Genomic DNA, 22,615 nt, shown 5'->3' with positions numbered 1-22,615 from the left:
ACCGTGTTGGATGATTCTGCGTATCCAATTGCATTTGCTGCAAAAAATAATGACGAGACGGTTCGTGCCGCGTCGATGTCCGGAGGTGTATTTAGTGAACTTGCTCGCGATATCTTGAACCGAGGGGGAGTGGTTTACGGTTGTGCGCTGACCGAAACGTTCCGCGCTATGCATATTAGAATCAATTCCATCGACGAGATCGATCGCTTGAGAGGCTCTAAATATATACAGAGTGACCTTACAAATATATGGACCCTTTTAGCCAAGGATATTGAAAGTGGGATTCCAGTCCTCTTCTCCGGAACACCTTGCCAAGTCGCTGCAGTAAGAGCATATGTTTCTTTTAAGCTACTAAGTGATGATAATCTAATTTGCGTTGACTTGGTGTGTCATGGTGTACCAAGTCCGATTGTGTGGGCTGATTACCTGAAGTGCATGGAGCAACGTTTTGACGGCTCTGTCGAATCAGTTGTTTTTCGAGATAAGTATCGATTTGGATGGGCATCATGCCACGAGACGGTCTTTATTGACGGAGTGCCGCACAGTGCCGAAACATTTAAGGATTTGTATTTTGCCCATCAGGTAGTGCGGCTTTCTTGTTTTTGTTGCCCTTACAAAAGCACAAAACGAGTCGGCGATGTGAGCATTGCGGATTTTTGGGGTATCGATGATGTGATACCTGGATTTAATGATAATAGGGGGGTTTCATTAGTATTAATTAATTCAATAAAGGGGGATGGAATCTTTGCTAGAATTCGTCCAAGGCTCGATGCTAGGAAGGTTTCGATCGAAAAGTGCCTACAGCCATCTCTTGTGACCAACTTTCCTGAACCTAAAAACAGAGCGAAGTTCTGGCGTGATTTTCAGATGCATGACCTTGAATGGCTTGTTAGACATTATGCGAATAAACCATTGTGGCGTCGTATGGGGTCAAAGATCAAAAGACGTATCAAAAACAGAGGGGGGAGTAAATGCTAAGTGGAAAAAGAGATGCTTTTCGATTGCCCGATTTGGATTCAGACAGGCATTACTGCTGCGGTTGTGGAGTGTGTGCGGCAATTTGCCCGAATAGTGCGATCCTCATGGTTGTTGATTCTGAAGGCTTTGCATATCCAAAGGTCAGCAGTTGCTGTTGCATTGGTTGCTTAACTTGTGAGCGAACTTGCGCATTTAAACTCGACCTTACCATCAGCAGTATTCGAGCAGCGGAGTAATGAATTTCTCTTTTTCTTGCAGGTGAAAAGGCCTGTTTAAATCTGTACATAGGTGAGCATCTCGTATTTCATATTTCTTCGGTGCTTAGCTACAGCTTGTCAACGACTGCTCTTCCTTTGATGTCGCGTTCTTGGCAGAAGCTCCTTGGTCTACACAAGCCGTATGATTTTTTGAGATGAAGTATGAAGCCCTGTACGGGCAGCAGCTCTATTGTAGCAAGTTTCACTGTTGGTAGTCGAGACACCAAACAGAGTATTGCCATTATTCTGTACTCTTATTGGGAATTGGAGGTCACGTTTGGTTACGTCATAATTTAAGTATTCGATTAGAGTCGATTAATCGCAGACGTAGTCCAACTGCTGGATGGATACAACGTAGAGTTGCTTGATGTCGAGAAGGATACCTGATATAGTGCAATAAGTTAAGCTTACAGGTGAGGTGTCGAAATCAGTCCGCAGAATACTTGAATTGCAATCCCATCGATACGGTTGAGACTGTGGACATAACCTCGGACATCGCCTCGGCTGTATAGCTTGGACTTTTTCTGTACCTCATCAGGCTCATTTAATCGAGTGATTCCTTGATTCGCGTTATATCGTACTAGTGAAGATGTTCGTCGAGCGCATTGACGTACCTCCTTTGTCGACACGCCTTGCCTGTTGCAGCCGTAGAGAAATTCCAATTTCAAACGGCCGATAAATCGTTCGCACATGCTATTGTCAGGCGATCATTCCTTTTTCGACATCGATCTCATGAGGTTGCCGGCATCAGTGAGTTTTATCTAGCGGACCAGCGATAATGGCATTCGCGGTCGGACCAGACTAGTAGATTCTCATTTTTTTCAAAGTGTCCAGGGCCCGATTCAGCATGGAGTTGACGGGCTTTCGCGTCGAGGCCGGTACCGATCGAACATCATCTATTTTATGCAAGTCCGAGTGTCAAATTTCAAAGAATTCGTTGAGTCTTTAAAACGTTTCTAAAGCTTGAAATTTAATAAATAGAAACCCTGTTTCAAAAACAGTATCCGGCAATCCAATATCTCGACAAAAAAACCGATACTCCAAAGTTTGCATTTTTACGATGCAACCAGTCGTGAAGATTCTTTCGCTCTAAAAGAACCATTTGCATTTTGAGCGGTAGGAATCTTATATTTGATTAGAAAGCATTTAGGAGATTTACGGAACAAGGCACTCCATCATCACAATGTTTGTTTTTTCTAAACAGTTAAGACGACCTTAAAAAATGTGTGAGCTTAAAAAAGATGAATTCAATGCATATTCGGTTGGATCAATTAAATATTATGAGATTGCTTTTTTCCGAATTGTGATTGAAGTGTATCTGAGTTGCAAAGCGGAGCTAATAATCAAAACTATGGTTTGACCTTCTGATCAATTCGGTTATACAAAATCGCTTGAGCAGTTATAAATAAAAGTAGGAATAAACGTAAATACTTCTATCTGCTCGCGATTGCATGTGGCATATTCGTTTGCCTCATAATCAAGAGTAATAATGATTGTAATGATGGCGCAAGAACGTGCTTTGTAAGTTAGCTTTTCAGATTTGAAAAGATACTGTATATTTTTTCTTCAGTAGTCCCACAACGAGTACTTATCCAGCTAAAACCCGATTGGCAAACTGATTGAAAATGGGGCATTGACTATTTCCTCAACCCACATCTCACAATCTCAGTTGTCCGATAGCGGCCGTGCTCCTCGCCTCGAGAAGCTCGGCCACCGGCAAAAAACTCACACCCCACCCGCCGCCGCAGCTCTCCGATGGGCGACTGCGTAGAACAGCGCGAATCCCACGGCGACCGAGCCGAGCAGAAGCGTGCCGAGGGCGATGGGCAGCCTCAGCGACTGCGAGTTGAAGACAGCTGCGACGAGCACCAGAAAGTAGGAGGGGAGATAACCGCCCAACCCGCCGAGCACGACTTGGAAGCCCGAGACGAGCGCGGCGTTCTCGTTGTTCGCGCACTCGGCGATCTTGACGTAGAAGGAAGACGACATCGTCCCCAGTCCGATCCCGACGATCACCGCGCTGGCATACATGGGCGGCAGCGTCGCCGCTTGCGAGATGCAAAACGTCCCCAGCCCCAGCGCCCCGGCGCAGAAGGTGATGGTGTAGTCGCCCAGCACCTTCTGTATGAGGCCGAACGAAAGCGCGGCGAACATCGCGGTCAGCGTCGCGGTGGAGAGCACCGTGGCAGCCGTGGTGGCATCGCCCAAGCCCTCGGTGACGATGATGCTCGACATGTTGAGCTGGTAGATCGTCTGCACGATCATGCATACGCAGTAGAACAAAATGAAGACGTAGAGCCTGCGCGGAAGCTGCCTGATGGCCGCCGCGAGAGGCGTTTGCGCCGCGACGGGCCTGATCTCGGGTTCCGGCAAACACAGCAGCAGCGCCGCCAAGCTCAACAGTAAAACGAGGTAGGCGCTCCAGCTGATCTTGGCGCTCACGCCGACGAGCAGCCCTACGATCATCTGCAGGATGATGAGGGAGACGTTCTTCACCACCTCGCCCACGCCGAACATGTACGCGCGTCGCTCGCCGGGAAACAGATCGATGATCAGCGCGTTGCCAAGCGGCCACAACAGGCCCAACCCGAAGCCCAGCACCATGCGCGCGCACACGACGGTTTGAAACGACATCAGAAACAGCGGCGCTGACCCGCCGACCACGATGAGGAGAAACGACATCGTGAGGACGGTTCGATATCTGAGTCGACGTCCCGTCAGCGCCCCGGAGAGGATCGAAGCGGGGATGGCCGCCAGATTCGGGATCGTGATCAGCGAGGCTATCTGCTCATGTGAGATGCCGGGGAACAGCTGCTGCAGGTCGTGCAAAGCGGGATCCATGACATTGGCTGCGATGCAGGCGAAGTAGATCTGCAGCACGCCCACCGCGACGATGATCGTGCGCGCCCGTCCCGTGAATCGATTGGCAAGCATCACTCAAACCCCCTTGTCTCGCGAACCAGCTCCGCCATACGGCAGGCCAGCCCGTCGAAGTCCATATCGTTGGCATCGCACAAGAAGCGCTCCTCGGCATCGGTTATGTCGTAGCGGCAGGCTCCGCAGATGCCGCCGCATATCGCCCCGATCGTGTCGGTGTCGCCGCCGATGTTGGCGGCGATGTGCACCGACGCCTTGAGACTCGCTGCCGATCTGCGCACGATCGCAAGAGCGGCCGGCACCGTCTCGACGGTTTCCAGCCCGGTGCCCAGAAAGTCGGAGAGTCCGTCGAGAAACTCGCTTTCGTCCGCGTTCTCGGCGAGCCGCCAAGCGTAGCGAACGCGCGCTATCAGCTCTGGGCTCGGTGTCTGCGCACCGAAGCGGGCGGCCTCATCCGCCGCCGCTGCGATGAGTGCGAGCAGCTCATCCCACTCGATCCGGTCGTGCTCGAAGCAGTAGCTCACCGTCGTCGCGACCGCTGCGGCTCCTTGTATGGCGATTCGCGTGTTGTGCGTCGGCATGCAGATGTGCGCCACCTGCTCGACCAGACTCGTCATATCCCGACAGGAGCAGATGAGCCCGACCGGCGCGATCTTCATCGCCGCGCCGTTGGTCGTGCCCTGCGCACCCGCCTCCTCCAGTTTGGAGCCGCCCTGTATGGCGCGGACTGCCCGCAGCGTGCTCGGGCCCACCACATCGGCGCTTCTGGGATCCGTGTCCAGCCATTCGATCAGGCGCGCAGCGAAGCTCTCGGCGTTCAGGTGAGCGCGGCCGCGAATCAGGGCCTCGCATACGAACACGGTCAGCTGCGTGTCGTCGGTCACCTGGCCGGCGTTGAAGCTCCGGCGAATCGTCGAGCCCTCTTGAGGGCTGGGAAGATACGTGTTCACTGTGCCGAAGTGCTCCCGGATGAAGCGTCGGGTGCAGCCCTCCGTCGGCATGCCCATGGCGTCGCCATAGGCGATTCCCAGCAGCGTATGCAGCGTCTTTCTGTAGATGGAATCCATTGCATGCTCCTCTCGCATGGCGGTGATCAGACGCTCTCCATGAACCGTTGCACCTGCTCGGCTGTCGGTGACGCCTGCGCTCCGAAATCCAAGCAGGTATAGGCGGCGCACCAGGTGGAGTACCACAGCGCGGCCTTGAGATCCATGTGCTCGACGAGATGGCTCACCATGAAGGAGCCGATGAAGGAGTCCCCGGCACCGGTGGTGTCTCGCGCCTCGATCGCAACCGCCGGGATGCGGATCTCGCGATCTCGCTCGTCGTAGGCCACCACCCCTTGGGCGCCCAGTGTCAAGACGATCAGCCCCGGATAGTATCTGCGAATGAACTCGACCTGCCCTGACAGCTCGTCCGAGCCGCTCAGAGCCCTGATAGCCTCTTGGCACGGAGCGAACACGTCCACGTACGCCAGGATATCGGTGAGAAACGTCCGATCAACGCCCTGAGATAGGATGCTCTCCAGATCCTCCTGAAAGTTGATCACGACTTTTTTCCCGGCGGCGTGAGCGCGCTGGGCTGCCGCCATGTTCAACTCTGCGGGATTGAGATCGAGATAGACGATGTCCGCTTCCTCGATCAGAGAGAGGTCGGCGCGCTCCTCCTCCAAGGGAGGAAGACGGTGTTCACGGGAGACGACGAGCATCTTCTCGCCGTGAGGATCGACATAAATCAGACAGCTCGGCGCATCGAATTCACCGGGTCGCCGAACCACTCCTCTGCTGTCTATACCGCGGCGCGCCAGGTTATCCATGATCCAGTCGCTGTCGGCGTCTTGCGCCACCTGCGTGATCACGCCGGTGGAAGCGCCGAGCTTGGCCGCCTGCACGAGCACGTTGGTGCCGCTGCCGCCCTGCAACCGTTCAGATGAGAGAACGTTGCAGAAGCTGTCTTTGATCGGCAGATGGTCAACTTGGCAGATCGTATCCACAGCGATGCTGCAGACCCCGAGGATGTTCATGTTCAAACCCCTTTCAGATCTTGTCTTAGGCGATTCTCATGTTGCCGATGGATATGGCTTCAAAGGCTGGCGGGGGAGAGGCGGGCGAGGTGCCGACGAGCTGGTGCCTCGCCCGCTTGTCTCATGCCAGCAGGTAGGATCTACCGTCCCCAGTACTCCGCGTTCAGCTCGATGTAGTGCTGCGCCAGATCCTTGGCGATGGAGTAGGAACCCACGAGCGGGTGCATGCTCAGACACTCCACGATGTCGTCCTCCGAGCGGCTGATGATGCCGCGGGCGGCCAGCCGCTCGTAGTATTTCACCCGTCGGATAAGTTCTAGGTTTCCTGGCTCTATATCCACCTCGGCGAAGCGGTGCGGCGCGCAGCCCTCTTTCGAGACGTCGCAGGTCACCTCTACCACATCGTCATCGGCAAGGCCTGGGATGGCACCGGCGTTCGGGGCGCACAGAATCATCGACCTGGTGCTGCCCGAGCGCTCGATCTCGATGTAGCGCAGCGCCACGCCGGCGTAGCCGCCCTCATCGGCACCGTATATATCGAACTTCCACGGCTCGGTGCGGCGAACGCCGCTCTCGTTAGCCATGTACATATTGCTGCGGCGACCGTGCCATCTATTATAGATCGCCAGTGCCTCGTCGAAGTTTCGATCCATGTCAAGACCGCGCAGCTCCCCGGTCATGTGCCGGTTGACCTCCTCGATCTGCTCGCCGCGCGTGATGCCGGCGCGCAGGATGTTCTCAACCGCGCGTTCGCGGTAGTAGAAGTAGTACAGGTACTCGTTGAGCAGAGTGCCGCGTCGCCGCGCGAGCTCGGGTTCGAAGTACCTCATGTCCGTCTCGCGGTAGGTGCGCTCGTCGGCCAGCAGCTCCGGCAGGATCTCGCGGCCGTCGAGCAGCACCGAGGAAAAGAAGGAAAGGTGGTTGAGACCGTAGCACTCCCCTGAGATGGCGCTCGAATCCACGCCGAGCATCGCTGCGATCGTGCGCAGCATGCCGGTGGGAGCGTCACAGACGCCATAGGCGAAATCATATCCCATGTCGCGCAGCGCCTGCGAGACGACGCCTGCGGGGTTCGTGAAGTTGAAGACCTTCGCACCCGGTTTGGCGTGCTCGCGTATGAGCTCGCAGTAGCCAGCGAGCGCGGGCACCGAGCGCATCGCGAAGGAGACGCCGGCCGCCCCGGTCGTCTCCTGACCGAGCACGTTGCGCGACAGCGCGATGCGCTCGTCGCGGACGCGCATGTGGTCGCCGCCCACGCGTATGGTGGTGATCACGTAGTCGGCGTCGCGCACCGCCTCGATCGCGTCGCCGGTGAGCCGCATCTCGAGATCCGGGCTCAGCAGCCCGGCGACGTGCCTGGCGATGCCCCCGTAGATGCGCAGCTTCTCCGCATCGGTGTCCATGAACACCAGCTCGGTGATCCCGAGCTCGCCCGCGCGCCGCGCCAGGCTCTTGGCGAGCAGTGGTGAACGAACCCCGCCGCCGCCGATAACCGTCAGTTTCATAATCTGATTCCTCTCTCTGGATGATTTCAAGCCTCTAATCGTTCTGCGGCTCGGCATCACCTCCTCTCACATCTGCGAGCTTCGAGAACGCCTCCTTCACCTGCGGTACCGCCAGCCCGATAATCACCTGTATCGCCTTGCCGTTGCGCACCACCCCCTTTGCTCCGCATGCCGTGAACGCCTCATCGGCCAGCACCAGGTTTTCGTCGGCTACGGTCACCCGAAGGCGCGTCATGCAGTTCGCGCAGGAGCGGATGTTTTTCGCACCGCCCAGCGCCGCGAGATAGCCGGCGGCTTCTTTGCTGCAGGACGTTTCACCATCGGCTTTCTCGGCGATTCGGCTGTGAACATCGCTCTTGCCGAACATCCGGACGGTGTTGCTGCGGCCGGGCGTGTTGAAGCCGAATCTCAGGATCAAAAACCTGAACACGAGAAAATACGTCAGGATCGAGACCGCCCCGATCGCGAACATGATTGCGAACGCCATCCAGTGGTTCTGCCACATCGGAATGAAGTTCTTGGCGGATATAGCGATCAACCCCGAGCCCATGTCGCCGGACACGCCGCAGGCGAACTCGATCGTCGCGAACGTCGCGGCGAGAAACGCGTGCACGAAGAACAGCACCGGCGCGAGAAACAAGAAGGTGTAATCGAACGGCTCGGTGATGCCGCACAGCACCGAGGTAATCACACCGGGCACGCACAGGGCGAGCACCCTTTGTCGGTTCCCCTTGCGCGCAGTCGCAAAGAAGGCCAGCGCGATGCCCGGCACACCGAAGAAGTTAGACAGACCCTGCAGCGAGAAGCCGCCCTGCGGGAACAGGATGCTCAGCGGCTGGGTGGACGCTGCGAATTCGTTCATGTGACGCATCCAGTAGGGGATGGTGCCACCCTCCACGATGGCGGGTCCGTACTCGAACGGCGCGCTGATGAAATGATGCAAACCGGTGGGCAGCAGCGCTTTCTCGAGGAACGTGTAGATCCATACGCCCAGCAGCCCCGCATGGGACATGAAAAACTGCAGCGAGCTGATAGCCGCCTGGACCGTCGGCCATATGGCGCAGAATGCGAGCGCCAGCGCGAGCATGACGGGAAAGCCCGCGGCTCCCACCAGCGCGGATCCCTGGAAGATGCCGAGCCACTCGGGCAGCCGCCTTCTGAAGCAGCGGTTATGGACCCAGACGATGACCGCTGAGACGAGCAGGGCCCCGAGAAAGCCCGTGTCGAGGGTTCTGATGCCGCAGATCGCCTTGATGCCCAGAGCATCCGCCGCATCCAGATCGACGCCGAACGTCGACCCGAATCCGGCCAGTATGCTCGATACGAAGACGTTGAAGGTCATGTACAAAACGAGCGCCTCGAGTGCCGCGCGCCCGCGCGCTTCGTTGGCGAGTCCGAGCGCAAGGCCGACGGCAAATAGGATTTCCATGTTGTTGAAGACGGTCCAGCCGCCCTGATTGATAACGGTCCACGCTCGGTTTCAAACGGTGCCTTCGCTAGCGATCGACCCGATGAGTATGGGATTCGTCAGCACAGAGGTTATCGCGACAACGATGCCCGAGAAGATGAAAAACAGAACCGGCGTCAGCATCGCGCCGCCGAAGCGTTGAAACTTCGCCATGACTTCGCCGTGCGCATCAAAGCGCGCGCGTGAGCCAGCAGCTTTCATACTCATGAAACCTCCCCTCACATCTGAGTTCTCATCGCTTGCCCGCGCAGGCAGCAAATCGCGCGGACGCGGGCCTTGAGATCGGGATTGGCTCTGGCCATATCTGCGGCCATATCGAACCCGGGCATGTTGGCCATCAGCGTCGCCGAGGTGAGGATGCCCTCGGTGAACGCGTCGAGGATGCCGTGGTTGATTCCGGCGCTATAGCCGAAATCGTCTGCATTGATGATGAGAAGCGGCATGATATCTCCGTTCTGCTTGGAGTGGTGGACTCTGGTGTACGGTTGTTGTCGCGCGCGCGATAATGGGCTGGAACTTGAGAGATGCGTTCGGTTGAATATGAATAAACGGTCAATCAAGATGTTCAACTATGGTATATATACCGTATATAAAGCAAGTGACCATTCCTGTTCAAGAGAACAGAACACTGTGAATTCAATGTTTGATGCGCAGCTGAGGGACAAGACAAGGCTGATAGGTCTATCAAGTTTGTTAACGACTCGTACCCGTTAATTGGTTTCGTCCGATGCGACCGCTACGGACTGTACCATCAGATATCGATGCTTTTAACTGCATTCAAACCGTCGCCTGCAAGGATACATTCTGTCCGGTCTTTCTGAAATTATCATAACTACGGTATCTTTACCGCTTGTAAAACTAACGGTCTCCATCACAGTATTCGTATGGATAAAATACTGCAGAAACAACTGGGAGCGCGAATCAAAAGCCTTCGCAAGACGCGGATCGGCATGACGCAGGATGCCTTTGCTCGCAAATGCGCAATCGACGAAACGTATTACGCGGCGATCGAGCAAGGTAGGCATAACCCGACATTTTTGATGTTGAAAAAGATCGCCTCCGGACTCCGGGTCTCTCTTTCCGAGCTTCTGAAAGATCTATAGAGGGTTTCAGCCCTCGTTCATAGCTGGTCAGCTGTATTGCACCTTGGCGTCGGCGTAGCATAGATCCTTACCCCCGTCTTCTCCATTGCTGTTTTCAGCTTTTTCCCTCAGCTGATACTGGTACGGTTCCGGACCCGTTGCGGTAGCTGCTGCAAGCTGAAAGTTGGCCATTCCGGCCCTAGAAAACCTATGAGCTCTGAGCACTATTTGGATACTACGGCATGAACTTGAGTAGTTACAACGGTATATATACCTTTATTCTAAATATATTTTAAACTCGTTGGGATTTAGATTGAGGGACATTTTGATCGCATCAAGCCAGTGCAGATAACAGAAATCAGACGGAAACCATATAGATATCGACTGGCTTCTATGATTGAAGCGCGCGTCAGCAGAAACAGCAAACTGCTGATTCAACGTGTTTCAGGCTCGCCGTTGGTTGCAGGAAAACCGAAGCAATTGATATGTAGATATCAATTACGGTATATATACCTTTGTAATAATTTACCAAAACTTTCAGAATTGCATCATGAGCGATTCTGTAGACCAACAAATCGGCGCGAGGATACGATGCCTGCGCAAGAAGCGAACCGGTCTGAGTCAGAACGGCTTCGCCTGCCAGATCGGTATCGATCGCTCATACTTTGCGACTATTGAGCAGGGCAAGCACAGCGCCACACTGCAGATGCTCGCGCGCATATCGCAGGGACTGGGTGTCTCGCTGCAAGAGCTTTTTGAAGGTCTGTAGCGCGCCTGCGTTTTCTCAACGAACTCAAAACGCTCAACGTGGTTGCGGGTCCTAGTTTAAATATGCCCACTATGGATCCTCGACGCGTCAATGACTCGGTACCGCTTCGTCTCAGGATGCGGTTGCCTTATCGGTCTGCTTTCCGCGGTGGGCGATCTGGGACAGCTTCTTACGGCGGATTTGGTCGTGCTCGGCCTGCGAGACCTTGGTGCGGTTGTAGGCGATACCCGCGACGGGGGGGCCGGCCTTGCGCAGCTGCCCGGAGCCCTTTTCAAGCTCACCAGCACGGGTGACGCCGTTGCGAACGACCAGCAGCGCCGCATCGGAAAGCGCGGACAGAATCGCCGCATCGGCGAACGGACCGAGTCGCGGTGCGTTGTACACGATGTATGAGAAGTGCTCTGACAAGATATCGTGCAGCGCTTTGAAGCGTTCCGAGGAGATGAGCTCGGTGGGGTTGGGGACACCCGTCTCAGCATCGAGGAAGAACACGTTCTCGTGTCCGATATCGCATACCGCCTGCACCAGCGAGCAGCATTGCGACAGGACGCTTCTGAGTCCTTCGCGCGAGTGAGCTCCGATCAGATCGAACAGGGGTCTGTTTCTGAAGTCGCATTCCACCAGCAGGACTTTGCGACCATCGGATGCAGCGGCCTTGGCGACCAACAGAGCCACATCGGGGCTTCCCTCTTGATCGGCGGCGGACGTGACCGTAATGGAGCGAATCGGATCTCCGATCTTCAGAAACGCCAGATTCGCCAGAACGGTGCGCGCCGACTCGAGCGCTTCGCACTCCTGCCCTGGCACAGGGCTTGCAGCAGCGACGTTCTCCGCATCCTCTTCGATGGCTGCGGTCAAGAGCGCCCGCGCCTCCGAAACATCCCGCGGGGGCGTGTGCACATCGGTGACGTCTGCGATCGTACCGAGCACTGGCAAATCAGATACCTGCTCTGCGGTCTCGATGTTGCGGATGCGATCGTCCAGCAGAGCGGGAAGCGCAATGAGCGCCGTCGATGCGAGCAGGGCCCCGACAAACGCCTCGGCGATGAACTTGGTCTTGCTCATTCCGGTCGGCTCCATGGGAACGGGGGCCTTGTCGACCACCTTCACGCTGTAGACGCCCATGAACTCGTGCGAGACATCTGCGACGGCGGCGGCCAGAGCGTTGGCGACATATGAGGTGCTCTCCGCGCTCGGCCCGGTCACGGCGATCTGGAGCACGAGCGAGTTCTTGTCGCTGACGACTGATGTCTCGTATCCGTCAAGTGAGGGCATCCCGAGCGCCTTGGCGGCTTGATCCTGCACGCGCTGGCTCTTGACGAGCTGCGACACATCCTCGGCGATGCGCTCGCTGACCCCGAATGCGGTCGAAAGGTTCGTCTTGTTCGAGGAATCGTCAGAGACCAAGATATAAAGTGTCGTCGCCGCCTTGTACTGGTCGCGCACGAACACCGAGCAGTAGATCCCGGCCATGCCGGTGATGGTCGCGGTCAGCAATATGATGATCCACAGCCGCTTACGTATGAGTCCAGCAAGATCACGTAATGTCATGTGTTCCGCTCCATCTGCGCATCGAGCCCCGGGAGAGTGATTAAGTACCGAGCGCATCGCATTTTAGCACCAAGTTGCCCGTTCGCCCACAGATATCGCGCGTGAAGCGCCAATCCGGTCGTGCTACACTTCTTCTTTACGTGGGGGCGTGGCGGAATTGGCATACGCAAGGGACTTAAAATCCCTCGCCGCAAGGCTTGTGGGTTCGAACCCCACCGCCCCTACCGCATGCGATTCCGCGCGGCGGTCTCCTTCGGGCCCACCGCATCTCCTGCGTCGCGATCGTCTGCCTTCTCGCCAGCTTCAGCCTTTGGCGCGAACGAGTCGCTCTCGGCTCGCTTCAGATACTCGTCGCGCCTGCTCATATCGCCCTTGTTCCCATACTGAAGCGCGAGCAGGTACTCCAAGCGGCCTCGCTTGGCGCCTTGGACGTCCGCGAGCTCGCCTTCCATCTCCTCGATATACGAGGAGCTGTTCAGGTTCACGATCTCATGCATCTGACGGCACTCCCGCTTCACCGCGTCGTATCTGTCGCCCCACCCTTGGATCTCCTCGAGAAGCTCTTCGCTTCGCGCCTTCTTCTCGCGGGCGAGGTAGAAGTTGAAGGCTTTGAGGACCAGATCGGTGCGCTGCGCTCGCCCCAGGCGGCGCGAGAGCATCTCCTGGAACTGCTTGTCGGCTGCGGCGAAGTCATCTTGCATGAGGCTGGCATTGAGGCGCATGTAGCTGAGGTTGTACGGGGGATACAGCAACCGCGCAAGGCGGCTGCTCACAAGGGCTTCGAACCCGTCGAAGTCGCCAGCGGCGAGCAGGCGCCTCAAGCGACCGAATGTCGCGCGCTTCAAGATCCCACCGATGATCCAAGCTGCCGCCATGATGGCGATCAGCACGTAGGAGATAGCCCTGGTGTCCATGGGACGTCCCTTCCTGTCTCAGCCTCTGCGTCGCGCGCAGCTCTCGGGCGCGGCGCTCGAGAGCTCCGATGCGAACCGATCTCTTTAACCTACCATGTTCGCGCCCCTTCCGAAAGCTGAGGATGCTTCGCGGCGCGCCAACGCGACAGGATCGTGCGGAGACTTTGGCGTTTTGCGCCACACGAGAGGTCGCACGAGATACACTAGGAGGCGGTGTTTTCTCGAAAGGAGATCCGTGATATGAAAAAGATCATTTTGGCATGCGGTGCGGGCGTGGCGACATCGACCGTCGTGGCCGGCAAGATCAGCGAGCTGCTGGACAAAAACGGCTATGAGGGGCTCTATTCGATCGTGCAATGCGAGATCGCCGAGGCGAAAAGCCAGTGCGCCGGTGCGGACCTGTTGATCGCCACCACTGTGGCCCCCGAAGGCATCGAGTGCCCCTACGTGAACGGCGTCCCCTTTCTCACCGGCATGGGCCGCGCCTCAGCCGAGCGGGATATCCTGGCGGCGCTCGCCGGGTAGCCGCTTTGGATGCGTCTTTGTGGTGCTCGCGCGGGACCCTCTTTCGCATCCCTTTCCCTTCGTCGGCATCTCATCTCTTCCCTTCTCGTCTGGGCCGCGGATTCGACCCTGACGGGAAGGATTCTCCCTGACTCAGGGCTACGCGTTGCGTTGACTTTGCGATTCGACTCAACAACTTTATGCCGTCCTTTTCGAACGATTCGCTCGACGCGACTGCGGTGTCGCGGTATAACGCGAAAAGCAGCAAAGCCCGCAGTCTGGTGCGGGCGGCGCTACACTTTCGTTTGTAGGGGCCAGGTGCTTCTGGCCCCTATCTCTTACCGCGCAACTCCATCCGCCATCGCTTATAGTTCCGCGCAGCCTTCGGCGCGAGCCGAAAGATGCTCAGCGTGTAAAATACCGCCTGCAGAATTTCAAGGAAGATCCCCAAAGGTGACGCTCCTTTCCCCGGCTGCCTCATCGAGGTGCTCGGTATGTTGGTAGCGCCGCCCGCGAACGGACTCTGCCGCGGGCTCATTCCATCATGTCGCACAATCTCGAGATGAACTCCTCGTAGTTCTCGCATCGGGAGAGCGCGAGCACCTGTTGAGGGTCGGAGAGCACGCAGACCAGGGGATCGAACAGCTCGTAGAACGCGGCTCGGTCCCTGCGGTTGAAGGACAGCATCATCACCAGGCGAACGTACTCGCCGTTCCAGTCGATCGGCGTGTGCGAGACCATCACCGAGATGCTGCTGCGCTTGGAGCACAGACGGACCGGATGGGGTAGGGCGAATGACGAGAGGGACGTCGAAGAGAGCGCTTCGCGCTCCCACACGCGCTCTTCGAAATCCTCACCGACCCAATCGCGCGCCCGCAACCTGTTGACCATGCGGTGGATGACTTCATCGCGCGTCATACGGTCTTCGTTGATCTCGAACAGCTCGGCGAACATGAGCCGTTCGAGATTGCCCCTGATCTCGCCTCTGCGTTTGCGATGCTTCAGCTCCTCGACGATGCGCCGGATCTCCTCGGCGTCGTGATCCGTGGGAAAGATGTTGACCCTGTAGATGGGAGCGCCAGAGTACACCTTGACGGGTACGGTCGCGATGAGCAGATCGACGGCGCTCAGGTGCGCGAGGTCCTCTTCCTCTGTGACGATATTTGTGATGAGCAGAACTGCCTCGAAGTGACGATCGAGGAACAGCATCACCTTCTTGTCGAGATCATAGTACGACGGGCAGTACAGGACCGCTTTGACCTTGTTGGTGAGCTGCTTTTGAGTCTCGAGTGCGCTTCCCAAGTGAAACGCGATGTAGGCGATCTCGTCGTCATTGATCTCCAGAGCGGTGCGCATCTTGATGAGGCACGCCTCGGCGACCGCCGTGTCGTAGAGCAGCGGGCACATCGAACGTATCTGCTGGGTGAGCGGGTTCTTGCTCAGACCGCCCGACTTTGCGCGCAGCAGCAGATTCTTAATGTGCAGGGCGAAGCGCACGAAGAACTCGTGTTCGGACAAATCGATGCCATAGTAGCCGCTCAGATCCGAGATCATCTCCCTCACCAGCGCCAGACATTCCGAGCCGATGAAGTGTTCGATGTCGTCCTTGGTTGCCGTCCGATAATCAAGCAAGGTGGTGCGCGACGCTAGCAAAAGAGAAAGCTCGTAGACCTCGACGGAGGAGAAGGCGATGCCGAAGTGCTCGGCGAGCCGGCCCGTGATCGCGAGCGCGAGTTCGCGGTCGCCCGCGCCCGAGCTCTCCGGGTCCCTCGAACCGACGCTGCCGGCATCTGCAACGCTCCTGTCGTCTTCGATCCATCGCATCCCGCTGAGACTGTTGCCGGAGCGAATGCGCTCGATGGTGATGGCGATGTGCAGCACAAGGTTCACAACCGAATAGTCATTCGCGAAACGGCGATACTCGTCCAGCGTTTCGCGGACGCATGCGCTGATGTAGCCGGCATCGATATCGGGGAACGCTTGCTCGATGGTGCTGAGGTCGAGGAAGTTCACACTTGTCTCGCTGTAGAGCAGATCGCTCCCCAGCCGACGCTTGTCCTTTTCAAGGCCCTCGAGACTCAGTTGGTTGTCGTGTTGCACGAGATCGAGCCTGAACGGCGCGATCCGATGTCGCACGCGGCTGAGATCAGTTTTCATCGTGGTCAGACTGACAAAGAGCTCCTCGCATAGATCGAAGACGTTCAGCGAGCGGTTCGCGAACAGGAGTCGTCGCAACAGAAACACGATGCGCTCCCGGCTGTTCTGCGGCACGTCATCGGATCTTTGCGCATCGATCAGAGCGCTTGCGAGATCAGGATCGGGATGATACCCACTTCTGTTCGATCCGATGCAACCTGGCACCTTGGCGTTGATCTTCTGCACGCAGGCCTTGACCGTACGAATCGAGACGTCGAGCCTCGAGGCGAGCGCGCGGGCGCTCAGAGGACCAGCGCTTTCGAGCAGTGCGCGCAGCAGCTGTTGTTCTCTCTCGGAAAGCACGGTGCATCCATCCCTTCCCATGTCGAGGTTGCCGATCTGTCTTTTGCTCGGCGATCGGTGTACGACGCTCGCTTCTGCCTGAACAACGATCCGTCTGATTATCAACCGCGTCTGACAATAGGGTCGGGCGCGGGATCAGACTACGTCGATTGTAATAACCGAATCGTATTTCGCAGTCTGCTCGGACATCTGGTTTTTGCACCGTCAGGGTGCACGAGACAAGTGGAAGCGCTGAGGCGGATCATAGAGGATGACAGTGTTTCGTTCGCCCGTAAACCCGAGGAGGTCGCCAATGAAGTCGTTTGCCCATACAATTACTGACCCCGTTGGCTTGCACGCACGTCCCGCAGCCGATCTGGCTCGCTTCGCGGCATCATGCGCATCCGATGTGCACGTGAGAAAGCGCGGTGCCGACAAGGAGGTCGACGCGAAGAGCATGCTCGCGATCATGTCGCTCGGGGTTCGGACTCACGACGCCGTCGAGTTCTCGATCGAGGGGGAGACGGAAGCAGACGACGCGCCCGCGCTCCGCGCATTTTGCGAGCGCACGTTCTAGCCAGGGTGAGTACGGCGATGGCGCTCTCGAGGCGTCGGAATTGGGAGGATACAAGATGAAGGAGATCCTGTTGGTGTGCGGAACCGGGGCGAGCAGCGGTTTCATGGCTAAGAACATCCGGCAGGCCGCCAAGGCCCGCGGGCTGGAGTGGAGCGTCAAGGCACGCAGCGATTCGGTTATCGAGGACTACATCGACCAGATCGATCTGCTCATGGTCGGTCCGCATCTCTCGTACATGCTCGGTGACCTTGAAGAGGTCGCCAAACCCTATGGCGTGCCCGTGGCGATCATCCCCAAAGCGGATTACGGAAACCTCGACGGCGAGGCCGTCTGCGATTTCATGCTGCCGTATCTGAGTGAATAAGACGAGACGAGGGGAGATTATCGATGGATGCTTTCATGGCGTGGATGACGGATTCCTTCGCGCCGAAGATGAATCGGCTCGCGCGCAATCCGTGGCTTGCTGCAGTGCAAGAGGCCATTCTCGACGCGATGCCACTCATTCTCATCGGCTCATTTGCTACGCTGTTCAATATCATTCGGGATGTCTTTCCGAACATGCCCGATATAAGCATGCTCAGCAACTTCTCATTCGGTTTGATGGGTTTATACCTTGCCTACCTCGTGCCCGCAACGATCATGGAGAAGAAGAAGCATAAGCGCACCTCTCGTCAGGCGGGGCTGGCCGGCATGGCGATGTTTCTCATGGTGGCTTATCCCACCTTTGATGATAGCGGCAACGTAACCTTTGTATTCTCAAGCTTGGGAACGGGTGGGATGGTCGCAGCGCTCGTGGCAGGTCTGTTCGTGGCTGCAATCATGAATCTGTTCGCCAAACACACATTCTTCAGCGAGGATTCGTCGATCCCTGATTTCATAACAGTCTGGTTCGACACGTTGATTCCGATCACGCTGTGTCTCATCATCGGTTGGATCTTCACATTCGTGCTGCATATCAGCATCTTTAACATGATCTACCTAATCTTCCTGCCGTTTTTGACGATCGGTCAGTCTTTCTGGGGGTTTGTGCTGCTCAACTTCATCGGATACGCGTTTCTCTATACGTTCGGCATCTCCACCTGGGTCATCTATCCGATCACCTCTGCGATCTGCCTGCAGGGTATCGGCGACAACATGGCGCTGGTCGCTGCCGGGCATGCCGCCATCAACATCCACACCTCGGAGACGGTCAGGCTGTTTCTTGTCGGTGGCGGGGGCTCCACGCTTGCGTTGGGATTCATGCTGCTGCTCGCGAAGTCTGAGCGGCTGCGAGTCATCGGTCGCGCGACGATCATCCCTTCGCTGTGCAACATCAATGAGCCGCTCGTCTTCGGTGCCCCGATCGCTTTCAATCCGCTGCTCATGGTCCCCATGTGGATTATCGGCATCATCGGGCCGACCGTGACCTATCTCGCGATGGCTTGGAGGCTTGTTCCGATCCCGTCGGCAACGTTCAACATCTGGTATCTTCCGAGCCCCCTCGTCGGTTATCTCGGTACGCGCTCCATATCCGGCCTGATCCTTGTGCTCGTGATCTTCGCACTTTCGTGGATTGTCTACTATCCGTTCTTCAAGGTCTACGACAAGCAGTGCGTTGCTCAGGAGCAGGGCGATCGTAACAAGAAGGAGTCACTCGTCGCGAAGAGGTCCCAGCGCGCAGTCTCCGCTGCGAGATCATGAAAAGATAAGGAAATCAACATGACGAACGATCAGCTCAACGAGGCCGCGATGCAGATCATCCTGCATGCGGGCGACTGCCGCGAGCTTCTAGGGGAAGCGATCGACCTTATCCTTGACGAGGCTTCCGTCCAAGACGTGGAGGAGAAGCTGCATCAGGCGAAAAAGGAGATCGCGAAGGCACATGTTTTGCAGACGGACATGATCCAAGATTCGATCAACGATGACGAGCTGCACACCACGCTTCTGTTCACGCATGCGCAGGATACGCTCATGACCATCAACAGCGAGGTCAACATAACGATGAATATGATCAGACTCTATCGCAAATTGGAGGCGAGCCGATGAGCACCGAACTTGACATGAATCCACCGACGGGGTTTCCGAAGCACTTTTTGTGGGGAGGCGCCATCGCGGCGAACCAGGCCGAAGGGGCTTGGGATGTCGATGGCAAGGGCGTCTCGGTCGCGGACATCGAGATCCTGCCCGATCGCTACAGCCGTACGAATGTGGTGGGCTTCAGCCATACTCGCGATGAGATCGAGGCGGCGATGACAGACGGTGCAGGCTACTATCCCCGTCGGCACGCTATCGATTTCTACCACACCTATCAAGAGGATCTGGCGCTCATGGCGGAGATGGGCTTCACGTGTCTGCGTACCTCCATCAGCTGGGCCCGTATCTTCCCGCACGGCGACGATTCCCAGCCATGCGAGCTCGGCCTGCGGTTCTACGATCGGCTGATCGATGCGATGCTGAAGTTGGGCATCGAGCCGGTGATGACGATCTCGCACTATGAGATGCCGGTCGATCTCGTCTTGAAGTACGGCGGCTGGGCTTCTTCCACGGTCAGGACCTGCTTTGTCCGTCTGTGCGGGGTTCTGTTCGAGCGCTATCGAGGCAAGGTCAAGTATTGGATCCCCTTCAACCAGATCAACTGCTTGGGCGGATGGGGCGAGTTTGCGAGCCTCGGCCTGCTTCGTGACGCGATCGAGGCTGATGGCTCCCTTGTCTATCAGGCGCTGCACAATCAGTTTTGCGCCAACGCCGAGGCGGTGAAGCTGGCACACGAGATCGATCCGGCAGCGCGGGTCGGCGTTATGCTCGGAGACGATCCCAGCTACGCGGCCACCTGCGAACCTGCCGATGTGCTGGCCGCTCTGCGGTACCGCCAGATGAGAAACTACTTTTTCTCGGACGTGCTCGTTCGCGGCTGCTATCCGGGATATGCGATACGGTATTTCAACGAACAGGGGATCGCGCTCGACGCCAGCGCTGATGACCTGGAGCTGCTGCGCATGCATCCGGTTGATTTCTTCTCCTGCTCCTATTACTACTCGAAGATCATCGACGCACGCTCTCCCGAGCAGCCGCGCGACAACCCGCATCTGCAGCGATCGGTGTGGGGATGGTCGACCGATCCGATCGGTCTTCGCATTTCGCTCAACCAATACTGGGATCGATATCATCTGCCGATCTTTATAGCCGAGAACGGTCTCGGTGCGCTGGACGAGGTTGTCGACGACACCGTGCACGATGACTACCGCATCGCCTATCTCAAGGCGCACATCGAGGCCATGCGTGAGGCTATCCGCGACGGCGTTGATGTGTTCGGCTACACCTCGTGGGGTCCGATCGACATCGTCTCATGCTCCCAAGGAGAGATGAGCAAGCGCTATGGCTTCATCTACGTGGATCTCGACGATCGTGGGCAGGGCAGTGGCGTCCGTTTAAAGAAGGACAGCTTCGCATGGTATCAGCGGGTCATCGCAAGCAACGGCACCGAGCTCGATTGATGCGCTCCCTTTGCGGCCCGAGTCTGCCAGGCGCAGGCGGGAGCGGACTGGCCTCCCCGGTCCCGTCGGCTGCCGGCAAGCAGGGTTGAGCCATCATGGTTCGAAATCGTTCGGAGTCCAAATGACACCGCAAATAAAATAAGACTTGATCGGTCGTGCCCCAAGCCGAGAAAAAGCTCTTGCGGTCGCTGTGTGGCTAGGGTATGATGATGCCCGCCTCGGATCCTATCGAGGCTGTGAGCGGGCGTGGCGGAATTGGCAGACGCGTATGGTTCAGGTCCATATGAGCTTCGGCTCATGAAGGTTCAAGTCCTTTCGCCCGCACCATTGACTGAATGAAGGAGCCCCGAGCCCTCGACCGAGGACCGGGGCTCCTTTCTGCTGAAGGCGGCCCCAAGAGGCCGATCCGGTGATGACCTTTGAGTGGCGAACCCACCCCAGTGCGATCTCTCGGCCTCGGGTCGCCGGCGTTACCGTCACGTGGGGCCTCATCGGTATTTCAGGAGCGTTTCAACCAATCGACCTTCGAGGTTGAAATACAACCCCTGGTCGAGCAAAATGTGTGATACTATAAAAAAACCCATCGAACAGCTGGCATGTTACGGCGATGTTTCGATGTCGCGCATCGGGGCGCGGCACTTATGGCCGCGGCGAAAAGGGAGAAGTGACGATGATAAGCAAGAGCAGGAAAAATCATTTCGGTCGCGTGCTCGCGAGAGCGCGCGTCTTGGGGATCGTCTGCGTCTTGGCGGCTGGCCTAACCGTGCTCTCGCAGGGCGTGGCGGCGGCGGCCGACTACGTGCCCAGAGCTGGTCTCGTCACCGTCGACCCGGCCAATCCCGCCCGAGGGGGGCAGACGGGACGCGCGGGCACTGACGTCTCCGCTGCCCGGCAGCTCGAGAGCGCAGCGGCGGCCGGCCAGAGCGGTCGCGCGGATCGCCCGGGCCAGGTGCTCGACGCCCAGTGGGAGACCTCGGTCTCCAGGGATCTCGTCGTCCGCAGCCTCACCGAGGGCGACGCCCCGGTGGCCGGGGCCGCCTACGTCCTGGGCTCGCGCGACGGCGACGCCGCCTCCGGGGTCGAGGCCTACACCGACGAGGCGAAGACCGAGCGGGCGTCCTGGCCGCAGCGCTCCGGCGCCGACGGCGAGCTGCGCCTCTACGGTCTGGTCCCGGGCACCTACCACCTGTTCGGAACCGAGGTGCCGGCCGGCTTCCGCAGGGCCGCGTTCTCGCACGTGATCGTGATCGATCAGTCCGGGGCCGTCCGCGTCGACGGGCAGCGCGTCGGGGAGGGCGCGGTGCGCCTGGCCCTGTACTTCGAGAAGGTCCCGGTGGTCTCCAGGGATCTCGTCGTCCGCAGCCTCACCGAGGGCGACGCCCCGGTGGCCGGGGCCGCCTACGTCCTGGGCTCGCGCGACGGCGACGCCGCCTCCGGGGTCGAGGCCTACACCGACGAGGCGAAGACCGAGCGGGCGTCCTGGCCGCAGCGCTCCGGCGCCGACGGCGAGCTGCGCCTCTACGGTCTGGTCCCGGGCACCTACCACCTGTTCGGAACCGAGGTGCCGGCCGGCTTCCGCAGGGCCGCGTTCTCGCACGTGATCGTGATCGATCAGTCCGGGGCCGTCCGCGTCGACGGGCAGCGCGTCGGGGAGGGCGCGGTGCGCCTGGCCCTGTACTTCGAGAAGGTCCCGGTGCAGACGGGTGCCGGTACGACGACGCCCGACGCAAAAGCCACTGCGAAGCCCGACGCGAAAGCTGCGGCGAAGCCCGATGCGAATGCCGCGGCGAAGGGTGCTGCAAAAGCCACGACGACGCCTACCGCAAAAGCCGCTGCGAAGCCCGATGCGAAAGCTGCGGCGAAAGGCTCTGCGACGAACTCCGTCAAAGCCGGGGCGGCGGGCACTGCGGCGGCCGGGTCGGCTTCCGCCGCGGAAGCCGGATCCGCGTCCGGGCAGAGCACCGCGCGCTAGCCGGATGCCTTCGGCGAGAGATCCCGCCGCTCCGCGGGTATCTGCCGTCGGCGAAATCGCAGACTTCTCGTGCGTTTTGCGCGGACCGGATCAGCGGGATCCCTTCGCCCGCCTCTCTTGAGCGGCATGTCGCGCGCCACAGCGTCCGTCCGGGCCGCGGATTCGACCCGGACGGAGAGTGCCGCGC

The 22,615-nt window shown here is 58.0% G+C and carries 20 protein-coding genes and 2 tRNA genes; 12 read left to right on the top strand and 10 right to left on the bottom strand.

Annotated elements, in window-relative coordinates; translation table 11 throughout:
- The first annotated feature begins 3 nt into the window (after positions 1-3).
- The gene (locus CORGL_RS09685) at positions 4-978 is read left to right on the top strand and encodes a Coenzyme F420 hydrogenase/dehydrogenase, beta subunit C-terminal domain (protein ID WP_013709035.1); all 975 of its coding nucleotides are present in this window, start codon (positions 4-6) and stop codon (positions 976-978) included.
- A 1,982-nt stretch (positions 979-2,960) separates the two neighbouring features.
- On the opposite strand, the gene CORGL_RS06070 is transcribed toward CORGL_RS09685, so the two are convergent.
- The 7 genes from CORGL_RS06070 to CORGL_RS06045 all read right to left on the bottom strand — a co-directional run bounded on the left by CORGL_RS06070 (position 2,961) and on the right by CORGL_RS06045 (position 9,551).
- On the bottom strand, positions 2,961-4,169 hold the full coding sequence (locus CORGL_RS06070; protein ID WP_013709034.1) for an MFS transporter: 1,209 nt from the start codon (positions 4,167-4,169) through the stop codon (positions 2,961-2,963).
- On the bottom strand, positions 4,169-5,179 hold the full coding sequence (locus CORGL_RS06065; RefSeq protein ID WP_013709033.1) for an ADP-ribosylglycohydrolase family protein: 1,011 nt from the start codon (positions 5,177-5,179) through the stop codon (positions 4,169-4,171). Before CORGL_RS06065 ends, CORGL_RS06070 begins: the two co-directional genes overlap by 1 nt.
- Positions 5,180-5,205: 26 nt before the next feature.
- Entirely contained in the window at positions 5,206-6,135 is a 930-nt protein-coding gene (locus CORGL_RS06060) for a carbohydrate kinase family protein (RefSeq protein WP_013709032.1), read from the bottom strand.
- A gap of 140 nt (positions 6,136-6,275) precedes the next feature.
- Positions 6,276-7,640, bottom strand: coding sequence for a family 4 glycosyl hydrolase (locus CORGL_RS06055; RefSeq protein ID WP_013709031.1), 1,365 nt, complete (start codon positions 7,638-7,640; stop codon positions 6,276-6,278).
- A 34-nt stretch (positions 7,641-7,674) separates the two neighbouring features.
- Positions 7,675-9,102 (bottom strand): PTS transporter subunit EIIC, encoded by a 1,428-nt coding sequence (locus CORGL_RS06050; RefSeq protein WP_280985035.1) that lies wholly within the window; start codon positions 9,100-9,102, stop codon positions 7,675-7,677.
- Positions 9,103-9,120: 18 nt separating this feature from the next.
- The gene (locus CORGL_RS10090) at positions 9,121-9,315 is read right to left on the bottom strand and encodes a hypothetical protein (protein WP_245526888.1); all 195 of its coding nucleotides are present in this window, start codon (positions 9,313-9,315) and stop codon (positions 9,121-9,123) included.
- Positions 9,316-9,326: 11 nt separating this feature from the next.
- A complete protein-coding gene (locus CORGL_RS06045; RefSeq protein ID WP_013709030.1) occupies positions 9,327-9,551 on the bottom strand; it encodes a ChbG/HpnK family deacetylase in 225 nt (74 codons plus the stop codon).
- Positions 9,552-9,992: 441 nt separating this feature from the next.
- On the opposite strand from CORGL_RS06045, the gene CORGL_RS06040 reads away from it, so the two are divergent.
- Positions 9,993-10,211 carry a helix-turn-helix domain-containing protein gene (locus CORGL_RS06040; protein WP_013709029.1) on the top strand — a complete coding sequence of 73 codons (219 nt, stop codon included), beginning with the start codon at positions 9,993-9,995 and terminating at the stop codon, positions 10,209-10,211.
- A gap of 529 nt (positions 10,212-10,740) precedes the next feature.
- Positions 10,741-10,959, top strand: coding sequence for a helix-turn-helix domain-containing protein (locus tag CORGL_RS06035; RefSeq protein ID WP_013709027.1), 219 nt, complete (start codon positions 10,741-10,743; stop codon positions 10,957-10,959).
- Between the two features lie 111 nt (positions 10,960-11,070).
- Here the strand turns inward: CORGL_RS06035 and CORGL_RS09430 are convergent, their stop codons facing one another.
- Positions 11,071-12,510: a tyrosine-protein kinase domain-containing protein gene (locus CORGL_RS09430; RefSeq protein ID WP_013709026.1), complete on the bottom strand. Its 1,440-nt coding sequence runs from the start codon at positions 12,508-12,510 to the stop codon at positions 11,071-11,073.
- A gap of 142 nt (positions 12,511-12,652) precedes the next feature.
- Here CORGL_RS09430 and CORGL_RS06025 point away from each other — a divergent pair.
- Positions 12,653-12,734: transfer RNA gene (locus tag CORGL_RS06025), tRNA-Leu, on the top strand.
- Here the strand turns inward: CORGL_RS06025 and CORGL_RS09675 are convergent.
- Positions 12,732-13,424, bottom strand: a complete 693-nt coding sequence (locus CORGL_RS09675) for a hypothetical protein (RefSeq protein ID WP_013709025.1) — start codon at positions 13,422-13,424, stop codon at positions 12,732-12,734. The two genes, CORGL_RS06025 and CORGL_RS09675, sit on opposite strands and share 3 nt — an antisense overlap.
- A 240-nt stretch (positions 13,425-13,664) precedes the next feature.
- Between CORGL_RS09675 and CORGL_RS06015 the strand changes: the two genes are divergently transcribed.
- Positions 13,665-13,949, top strand: a complete 285-nt coding sequence (locus CORGL_RS06015; RefSeq protein WP_013709024.1) for a PTS sugar transporter subunit IIB — start codon at positions 13,665-13,667, stop codon at positions 13,947-13,949.
- A 513-nt stretch (positions 13,950-14,462) separates the two neighbouring features.
- Here the strand turns inward: CORGL_RS06015 and CORGL_RS06005 are convergent.
- A complete protein-coding gene (locus CORGL_RS06005) occupies positions 14,463-16,448 on the bottom strand; it encodes a BglG family transcription antiterminator (protein WP_041738652.1) in 1,986 nt (661 codons plus the stop codon).
- Positions 16,449-16,677: 229 nt separating this feature from the next.
- Between CORGL_RS06005 and CORGL_RS06000 the strand changes: the two genes are divergently transcribed.
- From CORGL_RS06000 to CORGL_RS05970, 7 genes are all read left to right on the top strand, one after another.
- Positions 16,678-16,983, top strand: coding sequence for an HPr family phosphocarrier protein (locus CORGL_RS06000; protein WP_083809995.1), 306 nt, complete (start codon positions 16,678-16,680; stop codon positions 16,981-16,983).
- A 55-nt stretch (positions 16,984-17,038) separates the two neighbouring features.
- The gene (locus CORGL_RS05995) at positions 17,039-17,347 is read left to right on the top strand and encodes a PTS sugar transporter subunit IIB (protein ID WP_013709020.1); all 309 of its coding nucleotides are present in this window, start codon (positions 17,039-17,041) and stop codon (positions 17,345-17,347) included.
- 23 nt (positions 17,348-17,370) lie between these two features.
- Entirely contained in the window at positions 17,371-18,663 is a 1,293-nt protein-coding gene (locus tag CORGL_RS05990) for a PTS sugar transporter subunit IIC (RefSeq protein ID WP_013709019.1), read from the top strand.
- Positions 18,664-18,681: 18 nt separating this feature from the next.
- Positions 18,682-19,008, top strand: a complete 327-nt coding sequence (locus tag CORGL_RS05985; protein WP_013709018.1) for a PTS lactose/cellobiose transporter subunit IIA — start codon at positions 18,682-18,684, stop codon at positions 19,006-19,008.
- Entirely contained in the window at positions 19,005-20,456 is a 1,452-nt protein-coding gene (locus CORGL_RS05980; RefSeq protein WP_013709017.1) for a glycoside hydrolase family 1 protein, read from the top strand. The genes CORGL_RS05985 and CORGL_RS05980 overlap by 4 nt, the downstream gene beginning before the upstream one ends.
- A 240-nt stretch (positions 20,457-20,696) precedes the next feature.
- A tRNA-Leu gene (locus CORGL_RS05975) sits at positions 20,697-20,783 on the top strand.
- Between the two features lie 343 nt (positions 20,784-21,126).
- Entirely contained in the window at positions 21,127-22,428 is a 1,302-nt protein-coding gene (locus CORGL_RS05970; RefSeq protein WP_013709016.1) for an MSCRAMM family protein, read from the top strand.
- Positions 22,429-22,615 lie beyond the last annotated feature (187 nt).

Origin of the sequence: Coriobacterium glomerans PW2, from assembly GCF_000195315.1 — a bacterium.
Classification (GTDB): Bacteria; Actinomycetota; Coriobacteriia; order Coriobacteriales; family Coriobacteriaceae; genus Coriobacterium; species Coriobacterium glomerans.
Note: the sequence above shows the minus strand (reverse complement) of the source record. Positions and strands in the feature narration are given on the sequence as shown.